Annotated in this window: 13 protein-coding genes; 4 read left to right on the forward strand and 9 right to left on the reverse strand. The window is 57.9% G+C overall.

Translation table 11 applies throughout. The features are described 5' to 3' along the window. Window positions 1–53: 53 nt before the first annotated feature. The 5 genes from pstB to J4D25_RS24995 all read right to left on the reverse strand — a co-directional run bounded on the left by pstB (window position 54) and on the right by J4D25_RS24995 (window position 7,697). Window positions 54–887, reverse strand: coding sequence for a phosphate ABC transporter ATP-binding protein PstB (pstB, locus tag J4D25_RS24975; protein WP_007971742.1), 834 nt, complete (start codon window positions 885–887; stop codon window positions 54–56). Window positions 888–1,052: 165 nt separating this feature from the next. After that, on the reverse strand, window positions 1,053–2,723 hold the full coding sequence (gene pstA, locus J4D25_RS24980; RefSeq protein WP_057712723.1) for a phosphate ABC transporter permease PstA: 1,671 nt from the start codon (window positions 2,721–2,723) through the stop codon (window positions 1,053–1,055). A gap of 15 nt (window positions 2,724–2,738) precedes the next feature. Further along, complete coding sequence (locus J4D25_RS24985; protein WP_198530250.1) at window positions 2,739–4,772, reverse strand: ABC transporter permease subunit; 2,034 nt, start codon at window positions 4,770–4,772, stop codon at window positions 2,739–2,741. Window positions 4,773–5,194: 422 nt separating this feature from the next. Beyond that, on the reverse strand, window positions 5,195–6,196 hold the full coding sequence (locus J4D25_RS24990; RefSeq protein ID WP_057712721.1) for a phosphate ABC transporter substrate-binding protein PstS: 1,002 nt from the start codon (window positions 6,194–6,196) through the stop codon (window positions 5,195–5,197). A gap of 202 nt (window positions 6,197–6,398) precedes the next feature. Further along, a complete protein-coding gene (locus J4D25_RS24995; protein WP_057712720.1) occupies window positions 6,399–7,697 on the reverse strand; it encodes an MFS transporter in 1,299 nt (432 codons plus the stop codon). A gap of 362 nt (window positions 7,698–8,059) precedes the next feature. On the opposite strand from J4D25_RS24995, the gene J4D25_RS25000 reads away from it, so the two are divergent. Continuing rightward, the gene (locus J4D25_RS25000) at window positions 8,060–8,464 is read left to right on the forward strand and encodes an acyl-CoA thioesterase (protein WP_007942704.1); all 405 of its coding nucleotides are present in this window, start codon (window positions 8,060–8,062) and stop codon (window positions 8,462–8,464) included. 69 nt (window positions 8,465–8,533) lie between these two features. After that, a complete protein-coding gene (locus tag J4D25_RS25005; RefSeq protein ID WP_057712719.1) occupies window positions 8,534–9,433 on the forward strand; it encodes a D-hexose-6-phosphate mutarotase in 900 nt (299 codons plus the stop codon). Window positions 9,434–9,574: 141 nt separating this feature from the next. Here the strand turns inward: J4D25_RS25005 and J4D25_RS25010 are convergent, their stop codons facing one another. From J4D25_RS25010 to purE, 4 genes are all read right to left on the reverse strand, one after another. Then, complete coding sequence (locus tag J4D25_RS25010; protein ID WP_057712718.1) at window positions 9,575–10,111, reverse strand: DUF3299 domain-containing protein; 537 nt, start codon at window positions 10,109–10,111, stop codon at window positions 9,575–9,577. Window positions 10,112–10,198: 87 nt separating this feature from the next. After that, the gene (locus J4D25_RS25015; protein WP_007928514.1) at window positions 10,199–10,444 is read right to left on the reverse strand and encodes a GlsB/YeaQ/YmgE family stress response membrane protein; all 246 of its coding nucleotides are present in this window, start codon (window positions 10,442–10,444) and stop codon (window positions 10,199–10,201) included. Window positions 10,445–10,550: 106 nt separating this feature from the next. Then, window positions 10,551–11,633 carry a 5-(carboxyamino)imidazole ribonucleotide synthase gene (locus tag J4D25_RS25020; protein WP_057712717.1) on the reverse strand — a complete coding sequence of 361 codons (1,083 nt, stop codon included), beginning with the start codon at window positions 11,631–11,633 and terminating at the stop codon, window positions 10,551–10,553. Between the two features lie 11 nt (window positions 11,634–11,644). Then, complete coding sequence (gene purE / locus J4D25_RS25025; protein ID WP_046038893.1) at window positions 11,645–12,136, reverse strand: 5-(carboxyamino)imidazole ribonucleotide mutase; 492 nt, start codon at window positions 12,134–12,136, stop codon at window positions 11,645–11,647. Between the two features lie 429 nt (window positions 12,137–12,565). Here purE and J4D25_RS25030 point away from each other — a divergent pair, with 429 nt between their 5' ends. Then, window positions 12,566–13,240: a hypothetical protein gene (locus J4D25_RS25030; RefSeq protein ID WP_057712716.1), complete on the forward strand. Its 675-nt coding sequence runs from the start codon at window positions 12,566–12,568 to the stop codon at window positions 13,238–13,240. Window positions 13,241–13,306: 66 nt separating this feature from the next. After that, on the forward strand, window positions 13,307–13,870 hold the full coding sequence (locus tag J4D25_RS25035) for a hypothetical protein (protein WP_057712715.1): 564 nt from the start codon (window positions 13,307–13,309) through the stop codon (window positions 13,868–13,870). Window positions 13,871–13,909: the final 39 nt, after the last annotated feature.

The raw sequence follows: 13,909 nt of genomic DNA on the forward strand, positions 1-13,909 counted from the left end.
ATCGCACCGCTTCTTTCTTGCCGCTTGCAGCTTGTAGCTCGCGGCCGCCTCAACTAGCCATACCGACCAGTGATGTAGTCTTCGGTCTGCTTCTTCGCCGGATTGGTGAACAGGGTATCGGTGTCGCCAAACTCGACCAGTTTGCCCATGTACATGAACGCGGTGTAGTCGGACACCCGCGCGGCTTGTTGCATGTTGTGGGTCACGATCACGATGGTGAACTTGGATTTCAGTTCGTAGATCAGCTCTTCGACTTTCAGCGTGGAGATAGGGTCGAGTGCCGAGCACGGTTCGTCGAGCAACAGTACTTCCGGTTCCACGGCAATGGTGCGGGCGATCACCAGACGTTGCTGCTGACCACCGGACAGACCCAGTGCCGACTCGTGCAGACGGTCCTTGACTTCGTCCCACAGTGCCGCGCCTTTCAACGCCCACTCGACGGCTTCGTCGAGGACGCGCTTCTTGTTGATGCCCTGGATGCGCAGGCCGTAAACCACGTTTTCGTAGATGGTTTTCGGGAACGGGTTGGGCTTCTGGAACACCATGCCGACACGACGACGCAGCTCGGCCACGTCTTCGCCCTTGCGGTAGATGTTGTTGCCGTACAGGTTGATCTCGCCTTCAACGCGGCAGCCGTCAACCAGATCGTTCATGCGGTTGAAGGTACGCAGCAGCGTCGACTTGCCACAGCCGGACGGGCCGATGAAGGCGGTCACGCGCTGTTTCGGGATGTTCATGCTGACGTCGTACAGCGCTTGTTTTTCGCCGTAGAACAGGCTCAGGCCCGGCACTTCGATGGCTACGGTTTCCTGCTCGAGGTTCAGGCTCTGTTTGTCGCGACCCAGCGCCGACATGTTGATGCCGTGGGTATGTGCTTCGTGCTGCATGGGAGGCTCCCTGTGCTAACAAATTCGGTTCGGTTGCCACTGGCCAAGGCCCGCGGTTACACAATTCTTTCTGTAGGAGCGAGCCTGCTCGCGATGGTCGTTCAGACACAGAAAATGTGTCGGATGTACCTTCTTCGCGAGCAGGCTCGCTCCTACAGGGTGTTATCAGCTATCCAGCGCCTTGTACTTCTCGCGCAGGTGGTTACGGATGTACACCGCCGACAGGTTCAATGTCGCGATCACCAGCACCAACAGCAACGCCGTGGCGTACACCAGCGGTCGCGCGGCTTCGACGTTCGGGCTCTGGAAGCCGACGTCATAGATGTGGAAGCCCAGGTGCATGATCTTCTGGTCCAGGTGCAGGTACGGGTAGTTACCGTCCACCGGCAGCGACGGCGCCAGTTTCACTACACCCACCAGCATCAGCGGCGCCACTTCACCCGCGGCGCGAGCCACGGCGAGGATCATGCCGGTCATCATCGCCGGGCTGGCCATCGGCAGCACGATCTTCCACAAGGTTTCAGCCTTGGTCGCGCCGAGGGCCAACGAGCCTTCACGCACGGTGCGAGGAATCCGCGCCAGGCCTTCTTCGGTGGCCACGATCACCACAGGCACCGCCAGCAGCGCCAGGGTCAGCGAGGCCCAGAGCAGACCCGGCGTACCGAAGGTCGGTGCCGGCAGTGCTTCCGGGAAGAACAGACGGTCGAGCGAGCCGCCCAGCACATAGACGAAGAAGCCCAGGCCGAACACGCCGTAAACGATCGCCGGAACACCCGCCAGGTTGTTCACCGCGATGCGGATGATTCGGGTCAGCGCGTTCTGCTTGGCATATTCACGCAAGTAAACCGCTGCCAACACGCCGAACGGAGTCACGATCATCGCCATGATCAGGGTCATCATCACGGTGCCGAAAATCGCCGGGAAAATCCCGCCTTCGGTGTTTGCTTCACGCGGGTCGTCGGACAGGAATTCCCAGATCTTGCTGAAATAGAAACCGATCTTGGTGAAGGTGCTCATGGCGTTCGGCTGGTAGGCGTGAACCACTTTGCCCAGACCGATTTCGATTTCTTTGCCATTGGCGTCGCGGGCTGTCAAAGCGTCGCGGTTGAACTGTGCATGCAAGTCAGTCAGACGTGCTTCGATATCCTGATAGCGGGCGTTCAGCTCAGCGCGCTCGGATTCCATGTCCGCTTGTGCGGTTGCGTCGAGTTTACCTTCCAGCTCCAGCTTGCGGCCGTGCAGACGGATGCGCTCCAGACCTGCGTTGATCGCACCAATATCACTCTTTTCCAGTGACTTCAGTTGCGCAGCAAGCTTGTTGACGCGGTCGACACGGGCCTGCAACTCAGGCCATGCAGCTTCGCCTTCAGCGATGACTTTGCCATCCTGTTTGACGTTGACCAGGTAACCGTAGAAGTTACCCCACTCACGACGCTCGATGGCCATCAACTCCGGCGGCGTCGTTTGCTGGGTCAGCCACTCGCCGACGATCCAGGTGAAGTCGTTGCCGTTCAGATCACGGTTGCCGACCTTGATCAGCTCGCGGGTCATGAACTCCGGGCCTTCGTCAGGCACCGGCAGGCCGGCGCTCTTCAGTCGGGCACGTGGCACTTCTTCTTTCTGCACCACTTCGCCAATGACCAGGTGTTGGCCCTGGCCCGGCACGTCATAGCTGGCGTGGATCAGATCCGCCGGCCAGAAGTGACCCAGGCCACGCACGGCAATCACTGCCAGCAGGCCAATGGTCATGATGACCGCGATGGACACCGCGCCACCGCTGATCCAGACGCCGGGGGCGCCGCTCTTGAACCATCCTTTCAGGGAGTTCTGTTTCACAGACTTCTACCTTTCTTAAAGCGACGAGTATTTCTTGCGCAGACGCTGACGAATCAGTTCTGCGAGGGTGTTCATGACGAAGGTGAACAACAGCAGCACCAGCGCCGAGAGGAACAGCACGCGGTAGTGGCTGCCGCCGACTTCCGATTCGGGCATTTCCACTGCAACGTTGGCCGCCAGGGTGCGCAGGCCTTCGAACAGGTTCATTTCCATGACCGGGGTGTTACCGGTGGCCATCAACACGATCATGGTTTCACCGACCGCACGGCCCATGCCGATCATCAGCGCCGAGAAGATGCCCGGGCTCGCGGTGAGGATCACCACGCGGGTCATGGTCTGCCACGGTGTGGCACCGAGGGCCAGGGAGCCCAGGGTCAGACCGCGAGGCACGCTGAACACGGCGTCTTCGGCGATGGAGTAGATGTTCGGGATGACCGCGAAGCCCATGGCCAGGCCCACTACCAGGGCGTTGCGCTGGTCGTAGGTGATGCCCAGGTCGTGGGAGATCCACATGCGCATGTCGCCACCGAAGAACCAGTTCTCCATGAACGGGCTCATGTACAGCGACAGCCAGCCCACGAACAGGATCACCGGAATCAGCAGCGCACTTTCCCAGCCATCCGGGACTTTCAGGCGGATCGACTCAGGCAGGCGGCTGAAGGTGAAACCGGCGACCAGGATGCCGATCGGCAGCAACATCAGCAGGCTGAAGATGCCCGGCAAATGCCCTTCAACATAGGGCGCGAGGAACAGGCCGGCGAAGAAACCGAGGATCACCGTCGGCATCGCTTCCATCAGCTCGATCACCGGCTTGACCTTGCGGCGCATGCCGGGAGCCATGAAGTACGCGGTGTAGATCGCAGCGGCAACGGCCAGTGGAGCGGCCAGCAGCATGGCGTAGAACGCGGCTTTCAGGGTACCGAAGGTCAGCGGCGACAGGCTCAGCTTGGGTTCGAAGTCGGTGTTGGCGGCAGTCGATTGCCAGACGTATTTAGGCTCGTCGTAGTTCTCGTACCAGACCTTGCTCCACAGCGCGCTCCACGAGACTTCCGGGTGCGGGTTGTCGAGCAGCAGCGGGTGCAACTTGCCACCGGCTTCCACGATCACGCGGTTGGCGCGCGGCGACAGACCGAAAACGCCTTGGCCTTCTGCGACCGGCTCCACCAGCAAGGTGCGGTGGGCAGTGCTGTGGAACACGCCAAGCTTGCCGGAAGCGTCGAGGGCAACGAAGCCCTTGCGGCGCTCTTCGGCGGTGATTTCAACGATAGGCGTGGTGCCCATCTGGAAGGTGCGGATCTGCTTCAGGCGTTGCTCGCCATCGGGGTCGCGCGCCATGAACCACTGGGCCAGGCCGCCTTTGGAGTCACCGATGATCAGCGAGATGCCGCCCACCAGTTGGGTGCTGGCGGTGACTTGAGCCTCACCGTCTTCAAGCAATTTGTAGCGACCGTTGAGGCTCTTGTCGCGCAGGCTGAACACGTCGGCCTGGGCACGCCCGTTGACCACGTAAAGCCATTGCTGACGCGGGTCGACGAAAATATTCTTCACCGGCTCGGTCATTTGCGGCAGTTCGATGCGTTTCTGCTCGTTGGTGACTTCGCCGGTCATCATGTTCTCTTCGCTGGTCAGCGACAGAACATTGAGTTGCGAACCGGTGGAGCCGACCAGCATCAGGGTCGAATCATTGGCGTTGAGGCTGACGTGTTCCAGCGCACCGCCGGCTTCGTTGACCGCGATTGGCGTTTCGCCGTACGGGTACTCGACGGCCGGGGTGATGGTTTTCTTGCCTTCCGGGTAGCTGACTTTATAGGTGTGACGGAACACCAGGGCCTGACCGTTGGACAGACCTACGGCCACCAGCGGGTGACCTGGCTGGTCTTCACCGATGGAGGTCACGGTGGTGCCGGCCGGGATCGACAGATCGACGCGCTTCAATTCAGCGCCACTGTCGATATCGAAGAACAACGCCTGGCCCTTGTCGGAAACGCGCATGGCCACCTGATTCTGCTCTTCGAGCGAGATCATCAGTGGCTTGCCAGCGTCCTGCATCCAGGCCGGTGTAATGGACTCTTTCGCGGTCAGGTCGGCACCCTGGAACAGCGGCGCAACAACATAGGCGAGGAAGAAGAAGATCAGGGTGATGGCTGCCAGCACCGCCAGGCCGCCGATGAGGACGTACCAACGGGTGAAGCGATCTTTGAGCGCGCGAATGCGGCGCTTGCGTTGCAGCTCAGGCGTATTGAAGTCAATTCGCTTGGGGGGATTAGTAGTCATGTTGGAATTGGCCAGATCATTCATGCGCTCACCCTAGCGATCCTGTATGACAGAAAGATGACAATGCAGTGACGCACCAAATCCACCGCCAGCGGGACTGGCAGAGGATCGAAAATTTGAGGTGTGTAAAAGGCCGGCCTGCAAGCAGATCCGGCCTTTTACTTGAGTCCGGAAGGATTCACCCCGGACTCAATTTGTTACTTTTTTACGACTGCAGTGCCGCCTTCCGCCAGACCCAGGTCAGCCAGTGCTTTTGCAGCAACCTTGGCTGGCAGTGGGATGTAGCCGTCTTTCACCACAACTTCCTGGCCCTGTTTGGACAGAACCAGCTTCACGAACTCAGCTTCCAGCGGAGCCAAAGGCTTGTTCGGGGCTTTGTTGACGTACACGTACAGGAAGCGCGACAGCGGGTACTTGCCGTTCAGGGCGTTTTCTTCAGTGTCTTCAACAAACTCGGTGCTGCCTTTCTTGGCCAGGGCCACCGTCTTCACGCTGGCAGTCTTGTAACCGATACCCGAGTAACCGATGCCGTTCAGCGAGGAGCTGATCGACTGCACAACCGAAGCCGAGCCTGGCTGTTCGTTGACGTTTGGCTTGAAGTCACCTTTGCACAGGGCTTCTTCCTTGAAGTAGCCATAAGTGCCGGATACCGAGTTACGACCGAACAGCTGAACCGGCTTGTTGGCCAGGTCGCCGGTCACACCCAGGTCACCCCAGGTTTTGACGTCGGCTTTGCCGCCGCACAGACGGGTGGACGAGAAGACCGCATCGACCTGTTCCATGGTCATATGCTTGATCGGGTTGTCCTTGTGCACGAATACGGCCAAGGCATCCACGGCAACCGGAATAGCGGTTGGCTTGTAACCGTATTTGGTTTCGAAGGCCTGCAGCTCGTTGTCCTTCATTTTGCGGCTCATCGGACCCAGGTTAGCGGTGCCTTCGGTCAGCGCAGGTGGCGCGGTAGAAGAACCGGCGGCCTGAATCTGGATGTTTACGTTCGGATATTCTTTTTTGTAGTTCTCAGCCCAGAGGGTCATGAGGTTGGCCAGGGTATCGGAGCCGACGCTGGACAGGTTGCCCGACACACCAGTGGTCTTGGTGTAGCTCGGGATAGCAGGGTCAACAGCGGCAACCGCGTTGGCAGTCGCAACGCCAGCAGCGACAAAAGTCATTGCCGCCATCAAACGCTTCAGTTTCATGCCTTACTCCTAGCAGATAGGGTGTGTTAAGTCGGGGCCAAGTATCAGCAGGCCGTGTGAACACTCTATGGCTGAAATATGACAATTGGATGAAAGGCCAGCATTCCGCTCGGAAGGCTGGCCTTTCAGTTGTAACTGTAAATGTTGGAATTGGCTGGATTTAGCCGAGAGCGCAGCGCCCGCCGTTGCCACTACTAACGGATCAACGGCCTTTCTTCCATAGCCAGGCGCCGACCAGGATCCCCACCCCGCACAGCACTGCCACATAATAGGCAGGCCCCATCGCACTTTCTTTGAGCAACAGGCTGACGATCATCGGCGTCAGACCACCGAAAATCGCGTAGGCGACGTTGTAGGAGAACGACAGGCCGCTGAAACGCACCACCGGCGGGAACGCCTTGACCATCACATACGGCACCGCGCCGATGGTGCCGACCAGCAGACCGGTCAGGGCATACATCGGGAATAGCCAGTCGGGATGATCGGCCAGGCTGTGGTAGAAGGTCCAGGAACTGGCCAGCAATGCGGTACAGCCGATCACGAAGACTCGTCCCGCACCGAAGCGATCGGCCAGTGCGCCGGCAATGATGCAACCAAAACTCAGGAACACGATCGCCACGCTGTTCGCCTGCAGGGACGTGGTTGGCGAGAAGTGATAGACCGTCTGCAACACAGTCGGTGTCATCAGGATCAACACCACGATGGCGGCCGACAGCAGCCAGGTCAGCAGCATCGAAATGGCGATGGCGCCACGATGGTCACGCAACACCGCACGCAGCGGCACTTCTTCGGCCAGGGCCTTGCGCTGTTGCAGCTCGGCGAACACCGGGGTTTCGTGCAGCCAGCGACGCAGGTACACCGAGAACAGACCGAACACGCCACCCAGCAGGAACGGAATTCGCCAGGCGTAATCCGCTACTTCCACCGGGGTGTAGATACTGTTGATCGCCGTGGCGACCAGCGAACCGAGCAGGATGCCCGCCGTCAGGCCGCTGGTCAGGGTCCCGCAGGCATAGCCGATATGCCGTTGCGGCACGTGTTCGGAAACGAAGACCCATGCACCCGGCACTTCACCGCCAATGGCCGCGCCCTGGATCACCCGCATCAACAGCAGCAGGATAGGCGCCCACATGCCGATCTGCGCATAAGTCGGCAGCAAACCCATGATCAAGGTCGGCACCGCCATCATGAAAATGCTCAGAGTGAACATTTTCTTGCGGCCCAGCAGGTCACCGAAGTGCGCCATCACGATGCCGCCCAGCGGCCGCGCCAGGTAGCCGGCGGCGAAGATGCCGAAGGTCTGCATCAGGCGTAGCCACTCAGGCATGTCCGCCGGGAAGAACAACTTGCCCACCACCGTAGCGAAGAACACGAAGATGATGAAATCGTAGAACTCCAGCGCGCCGCCCAGGGCCGACAGCGATAGAGTCTTGTAGTCGTTGCGGGTCAGCGGACGTGCGGGTTGGTCTGGCTGCGCGATGCTCGAGGGCGCTGTGGTCATGGCAAGGGCTTCTCTTATAGTCGGATCTGCTACCTCAACAACGCTGGCTGAGGTTTGGGCAGGTCCGGCACGATAGCAAATTGTTCGAAAAAGCACATAGAGGTGCGTTTTTGACAGTCAAAATGAGAACCGGACGGTCGTCGCGGAGTCTACCGACCGATATACTCAAAGCCTGCTCCGGTTTTTGAGGGGTTGCTGTGCGAAAGCGCCTGTCAGGTTCATAGGCGATTTCGCAGAGTTTCCCTTTAGGCGCCTGATGGAAAACGTGACGAACGTAGTATGTTCGGTGCTGAATCGTTTTTCCCGAAGACGGCTACCACCAGCAATACCAACGAAGAGTCACGGGTCAGAGGCCCCCCGGCATGATAGAACTCGAACAAGAAGATCCGATCCCGCAAGGCGACCTGGCCTTACAAATCACCGCGCTCCCACGCGAAACCAACGGCTTTGGCGATATTTTCGGCGGCTGGCTGGTGGCGCAGATGGATTTGGCAGGCACCGCGATGGCCAGCAAGGTCGCCGGCGGACGCGTTGCCACCGTTGCAATCGACCGCATGGCGTTTCTGGTTCCGGTGGCGGTGGGCGCTCAGCTCTCCTTTTATACCCAGGCCCTGGAAATCGGCCGCAGCTCGATCAAGATGATGGTCGAGGTCTGGAGCGACGACCCACTGTCCAGCGAGTGGCGTAAAGTAACCGAAGCGGTGTTTGTGTTCGTTGCCATCGACGGCAGCGGTCGCACCCGTTCGGTTCCGCCCCGGGCTCGCTGAAAGAACTTCTAAACCTGGTAGCCGTTTTGCGGTCGATAGTCGTCCACGTTACTGATCGAGAGCTGTCCCATGAGCACGCCCAATGTTGAAGCCGTAAAACTGGATGAACTGAACTGCTGGCGAATTCGCCACGGTCAGGCTGAATTACTGGTGGCCCAGCAAGGCGCGCACATCCTCAGTTATCAACTGGCCGGCCAGCCGCCGCTGATCTGGCTCAATGACGAGGCCGTATTCAAGACCGGCAAGAGCATACGTGCCGGCGTGCCGGTGTGCTGGCCGTGGTTCGGCGTCTTCGACCGTAACCCGCAAAGCGTGCAGGCGATGCGCGTCAGCAATGAAGCGCCGTCAGCTCACGGCTTCGTGCGAGCGATGGATTGGGAGCTGGGCGGCATCGAAGCCGAAGGCGAAAGCCTGAAAGTCGAATTCCTCCTGCCCTACCCCGACGGCGGCTTTCCTGGTTGGCCGCACCAGGTGGACTTGACGCTGAGCATTCGCCTCGACGAGCAGTTGCACATCCACCTGACCAGCCATAACCGGGGCGCTGAAACCGTCAGCATCAGCCAGGCGCTGCACAGCTATTTTGCCGTCAGCGATGTGCGCGAGGTGCATGTCGAAGGTGTGGGCGGTCTCAAATACATCGAAACCCTGGATAACTGGAAAACCGTAACCCAGAGCGGTGATCTGCGTTTTACCGGCGAAACCGACCGCATCTATCTCGATGCCCCGCCACTGCTGAGCATCGTCGATCCGGCCTGGGAGCGACGCATCGAACTGACCAGCACGGGCTCGCGCACCGCGGTGATCTGGAACCCATGGATCGACCGCGCCGCCGCGTTCAGCGACATGGCCGACGACGGTTGGCAGCGCATGCTGTGCATCGAGACGGCGAACGTGATGGACGATGTGGTGAACCTGAAACCAGGGGCCAGCCATACCCTGGGTGTGAGCGTCGGTAGCAAGCCGCTCTAAGCAACACCACAAAACCAATAATGTGGGAGCGAGCTTGCTCGCGATGGCGGCGTAACAGGCAACATGAATGTTGAATGTTATGGCCTCATCGCGAGCAATCTCGCTCCCACAGTTTTTTGTGCCATGCCATCTGACGGCGCGTTACAAATCCGACTCTTTCACCACCCGTACCGTCGCCGCATCCAGCGCATACGCCGCATCCGCCAAGTCATTGCTGACCTTCTCGACCTTCAGCGTGCCGGTGACCCACAGCGGCGTGTAGATATCGTTCAGTTTCAGGCCCTTTGGATAGCGCACCAGCACCAGTTGGTTGGGCGGCGGTGGCGGCACGTGGATGCACGCGCCCGGGTACGGCACCAGGAAGAACAACGTACTGTGGCCCTTGGCATCGGACTCCAGCGGCACGGGGTAACCGCCAATGCGGATGTTCTTGTCGTTCATCGACGCAACGGTCTTGGTCGAGTACATCACCGCCGGCAAGCCTTTGGCCTGCTTCATCCCACCCTTGTCGGTGAAAGTGCCATTGGCTTCAGGGGAGTTGTGGTCGATTTCAGGCATGGCCTCGAGGGCCTTCTGGTCCGACTTGGGCATCAATTCGAGCCAGTCGGTTTCCGGCAGTTCACCGGCATGGGCAAGGCCCGTTCCCAATAAAAGTAGAGTCAGCAGAAGACGGCGCATGAAGGTGCTCGGTATAGAAAGGATCAGGAAACGCCGAGCATTCTAGCCCTCCCGGCTTGTGCGGCCGAGAGGACTTTGTCGTCTGGATCAGTTCTTTTTGACCAGGCCGTAGATCACCAGCAACACAACGGCGCCCACCAGCGCACCGATGAAGCCTGCGCCTTGGCCGGCCTGATAGATGCCCAGGGCTTGACCGCCGTAAGTGGCCGCCAGCGAACCGCCGATGCCGAGCAGGATCGTCATGATCCAGCCCATGCTGTCATCGCCCGGTTTCAGGAACCGTGCCAGCAGACCGACGATCAAGCCGATAAAGATGGTTCCGATAATTCCCATGGCATTCCCCTCTCAATGAAGTCGCTATTGGAAAGCCTAGTCAGACTTTCGTGACCTGCCATGAGAGAACGGTGCAACCTGAAGGTTCCACCGTTGCACATAAATACTATTCGGCTATCAGTGCTTCAACCTTGAGAATCTGGGCCGTCAGCGTCTCTCGGTCTGCACAACGAAGGTTGGCGTGACCGACCTTGCGACCGACCTTGAACGCCTTGCCATAGTGATGCAGATGGCAATCGGCGATGCTCAGGACCTTCTCGGTCTCAGGCACTTTGCCGATGAAGTTGAGCATCGCGCTTTCGCCGACCTTGGCCGTCGAACCCAACGGCAGACCGGCAACGGCCCGCAGGTGGTTTTCGAACTGGCTGCACTCGGCGCCTTCGGTGGTCCAGTGCCCGGAGTTGTGCACTCGCGGGGCGATTTCGTTGGCCTTGAGGCCACCGTCGACTTCAAAGAACTCGAACGCCATCACGCCGACGTAATCCAGTTGCTTGAGCACACGGCTGGAGTAGTCTTCGGCCAAGGCTTGCAGCGGGTGATCGGTGCTGGCCACGGACAGCTTGAGGATGCCGCTGTCGTGGGTGTTGTGTACCAGCGGATAGAAGCGGGTTTCACCGTCGCGGGCACGCACGGCGATCAGCGAGACTTCACCGGTGAACGGCACGAAGCCTTCCAGCAGACAGGCCACGCTGCCCAGCTCGGCAAAGGTGCCAACCACATCTTCTGGCGTGCGCAGGACTTTTTGACCCTTGCCGTCGTAACCCAAAGTACGGGTCTTCAGCACTGCCGGCAGGCCAATGGAAGCCACGGCGGCGTCCAGGTCAGCCTGGGACTGAATGTCGGCGAACGCCGGGGTAGGAATCCCCAGGTCCTTGAACATGCTCTTCTCGAACCAACGATCGCGGGCGATGCGCAGCGCTTCGGCGCTCGGATAGACCGGGACGAATTGCGACAGGAAAGCCACGGTCTCGGCCGGAACGCTTTCGAACTCGAAGGTCACCAGATCGACTTCATCGGCCAGCTGGCGCAGGTGATCCTGATCGCCGTAATCGGCTCGCAGGTGTTCGCCCAACGCGGCTGCACAAGCATCCGGAGCCGGGTCCAGGAAAGCGAAGTTCATGCCCAGCGGAGTGCCCGCCAGCGCCAACATGCGACCCAACTGGCCGCCACCGATTACACCGATCTTCATCGTCAACAACCTCAGGCGATGCGTGGGTCTGGATTGTCCAGGACGCTGTCTGTCTGCTCAGCACGGAAGGTTTTCAGCACCGCGTGGAACTGCGGGTGCTTGGCGCCAAGGATACTCGCCGACAGCAGCGCCGCGTTGATCGCGCCCGCCTTGCCGATGGCCAGGGTGGCGACCGGAATGCCCGCCGGCATCTGCACAATGGAAAGCAGCGAATCAACGCCCGACAGCATTGCCGATTGTACTGGTACGCCCAGCACCGGCAGGTGGGTCTTGGCCGCACACATGCCAGGCAAATGGGCCGCGCCACCGGCACCGGCGATGATCACCTCGATGCCACGCGCCTCGGCTTCTTCAGCGTACTGGAACAGCAGGTCCGGGGTGCGGTGGGCAGAAACCACTTTCACCTCGTAGGGGATGCCGAGCTTTTCCAGCATATCGGCGGTGTGGCTAAGGGTGGACCAATCGGACTTGGAGCCCATGATCACGCCAACCAGTGCACTCATCGTCGTGCCTCTTCTCTCTGGGCGCCCGCAGGCGCATCAAAAAACAACAAGCCACGCAGGATGCGTGGCTTGATTGTACGAATTATGGCCGGTCGTAACCGGCCGAAGGCCGCGCAGTATACCGCAATACGACAGATAAACAGCCCCTGTCGCGACCATCTGTCATCTGGGGCCAAACAGCGGTTTATTGATTTTAAGGTCAAGAATTTTAGTTAGTAATGAAGCCTCGAAGATCACTAACAATTTCAAACCAATAAACTTCGATCACTGCCCTGCGCAATACTATTTAAAACACTATCAAAAGCAAACCCATGCGCCGGATGATATATAACTGCACGACAGTTATTTTTAATAATCGCCCCAACCTATTTATAGATGTGTCAAATCCCCTCACATAGTTTGAAGGCGGATTCACAATGAGATATCGAAATGCAAAACCCATTGATGAAATTCATGACTTTTATAGCTGCATTACTTCTGAGCCTCAATATTCACGCTAACGACAGCCCGCCGTTGAAAGATGACCGTCTCGATCCAATTCGGATTTACTTCATCTTCCATGACGACATACCGAAGTCGAAAAGAGACAGCATACATGGTGATTACATTCATCCTTTCATTGAAGAGTTTCAAAGCATCACCGGCCGCAAGGCCCATGTGGTTTTTGATGAACACATAGCCCCATACAGTAACTTCAAATACAGAAGTTCCGACCGGGAGAAAGTAATAAAGGATTGGAGAGAACTTGCCTGGCAATACAGAAAGAAAAGAAATGATGATAAGGAATTTCGAATATCTCGCAACGACAGAGTGCTTTTGATCACTAACGATATGATTAACGGCCATCCCTTATTCGGAGGCGTTGGAGGTATCGCGGATGCACAACCGGGAAGAGCCGCCATTGCGTCTCTTGATTTCAAGCAAGGGGTCGGCCATGAATTGGGGCACACCTTCAACGCCGATCATGAAGATGGCGAAGTTTTGTACAACGGTTGGTGGTGCGAAACCTTCATGCTCCCAGCCCTGCAGCTCAGGTCGAATTGCATGGTATTTAGCGATGCAAATCGAAAGCGCATCAAGGACTATGTAGACAGCCTGTATTGAAACTTCAACGCACCCCCCAATTTCAACTCGAGCCATTTATGATTTGAAAAACCAATGGATTATATTATGTCAAAACGACCGATCAAGCTTAACGTCTTCCTGCACGAAGATCTGAAAGGCATTAACGAAGACTTGCTCCACCAAGATTATTTCGACTGGCTGGCAGATACGGTCTCCCGAATCTCAGGCCGCACAATGGACGTTAATTTAATACAACCTTCAGACGCCTTAACATTAAGCAGCTTCAACTATAAGTCGGATAATATTGAGCGCTTGATGGATAAATTCCAGGATGCTCTTCTTACCCATCTGGGAAATCAAGATCGCACCACTTACGATGCCTCCATCGATTTGTATTTGCTATTAACGCGCGACGACATCAATAAAACTACGCTGGGTGTTGCTCAACAACCGGGTGTGATGGGTATTGCCTCGATTACATCGAAATTAACTGCATCCCATGAGGTTGGGCATATGCTTAACGCTGCTCATGAAGACAGCGATGAAAACGTTTCGACCTACTACGGAACCTACAAATCGATAATGTACAAAACTGCACGCAAGTCAGCTTTTACCTTCAGCAAGAAAAACGAAGAGAACATTCGCAATTACCTCATTCAGTTCCCATGAGCTGATTGACGCCGTTTTCGACAGATCAAGGCCAACTCG

It is taken from the genome of Pseudomonas sp. GW456-L13 (genome assembly GCF_017350115.1).
In the GTDB taxonomy this organism is placed as follows: Bacteria; Pseudomonadota; Gammaproteobacteria; order Pseudomonadales; family Pseudomonadaceae; genus Aquipseudomonas; species Aquipseudomonas jessenii.

Coding starts and splice junctions, on each gene's coding strand:
- pstB (WP_007971742.1), bottom strand. CDS start 887: ATGCAGCACGAAGCACATACCCACGGCATCAACATGTCGGCGCTGGGT.
- J4D25_RS25010 (WP_057712718.1), bottom strand. CDS start 10,111: ATGCGCCGTCTTCTGCTGACTCTACTTTTATTGGGAACGGGCCTTGCC.
- purE (WP_046038893.1), bottom strand. CDS start 12,136: ATGAGTGCACTGGTTGGCGTGATCATGGGCTCCAAGTCCGATTGGTCC.
- J4D25_RS24995 (WP_057712720.1), bottom strand. CDS start 7,697: ATGACCACAGCGCCCTCGAGCATCGCGCAGCCAGACCAACCCGCACGT.
- J4D25_RS25035 (WP_057712715.1), top strand. CDS start 13,307: ATGTCAAAACGACCGATCAAGCTTAACGTCTTCCTGCACGAAGATCTG.
- J4D25_RS25015 (WP_007928514.1), bottom strand. CDS start 10,444: ATGGGAATTATCGGAACCATCTTTATCGGCTTGATCGTCGGTCTGCTG.
- J4D25_RS24990 (WP_057712721.1), bottom strand. CDS start 6,196: ATGAAACTGAAGCGTTTGATGGCGGCAATGACTTTTGTCGCTGCTGGC.
- J4D25_RS24985 (WP_198530250.1), bottom strand. CDS start 4,772: ATGCAGGACGCTGGCAAGCCACTGATGATCTCGCTCGAAGAGCAGAAT.
- J4D25_RS25030 (WP_057712716.1), top strand. CDS start 12,566: ATGCAAAACCCATTGATGAAATTCATGACTTTTATAGCTGCATTACTT.
- J4D25_RS25020 (WP_057712717.1), bottom strand. CDS start 11,633: ATGAAGATCGGTGTAATCGGTGGCGGCCAGTTGGGTCGCATGTTGGCG.
- J4D25_RS25000 (WP_007942704.1), top strand. CDS start 8,060: ATGATAGAACTCGAACAAGAAGATCCGATCCCGCAAGGCGACCTGGCC.
- J4D25_RS25005 (WP_057712719.1), top strand. CDS start 8,534: ATGAGCACGCCCAATGTTGAAGCCGTAAAACTGGATGAACTGAACTGC.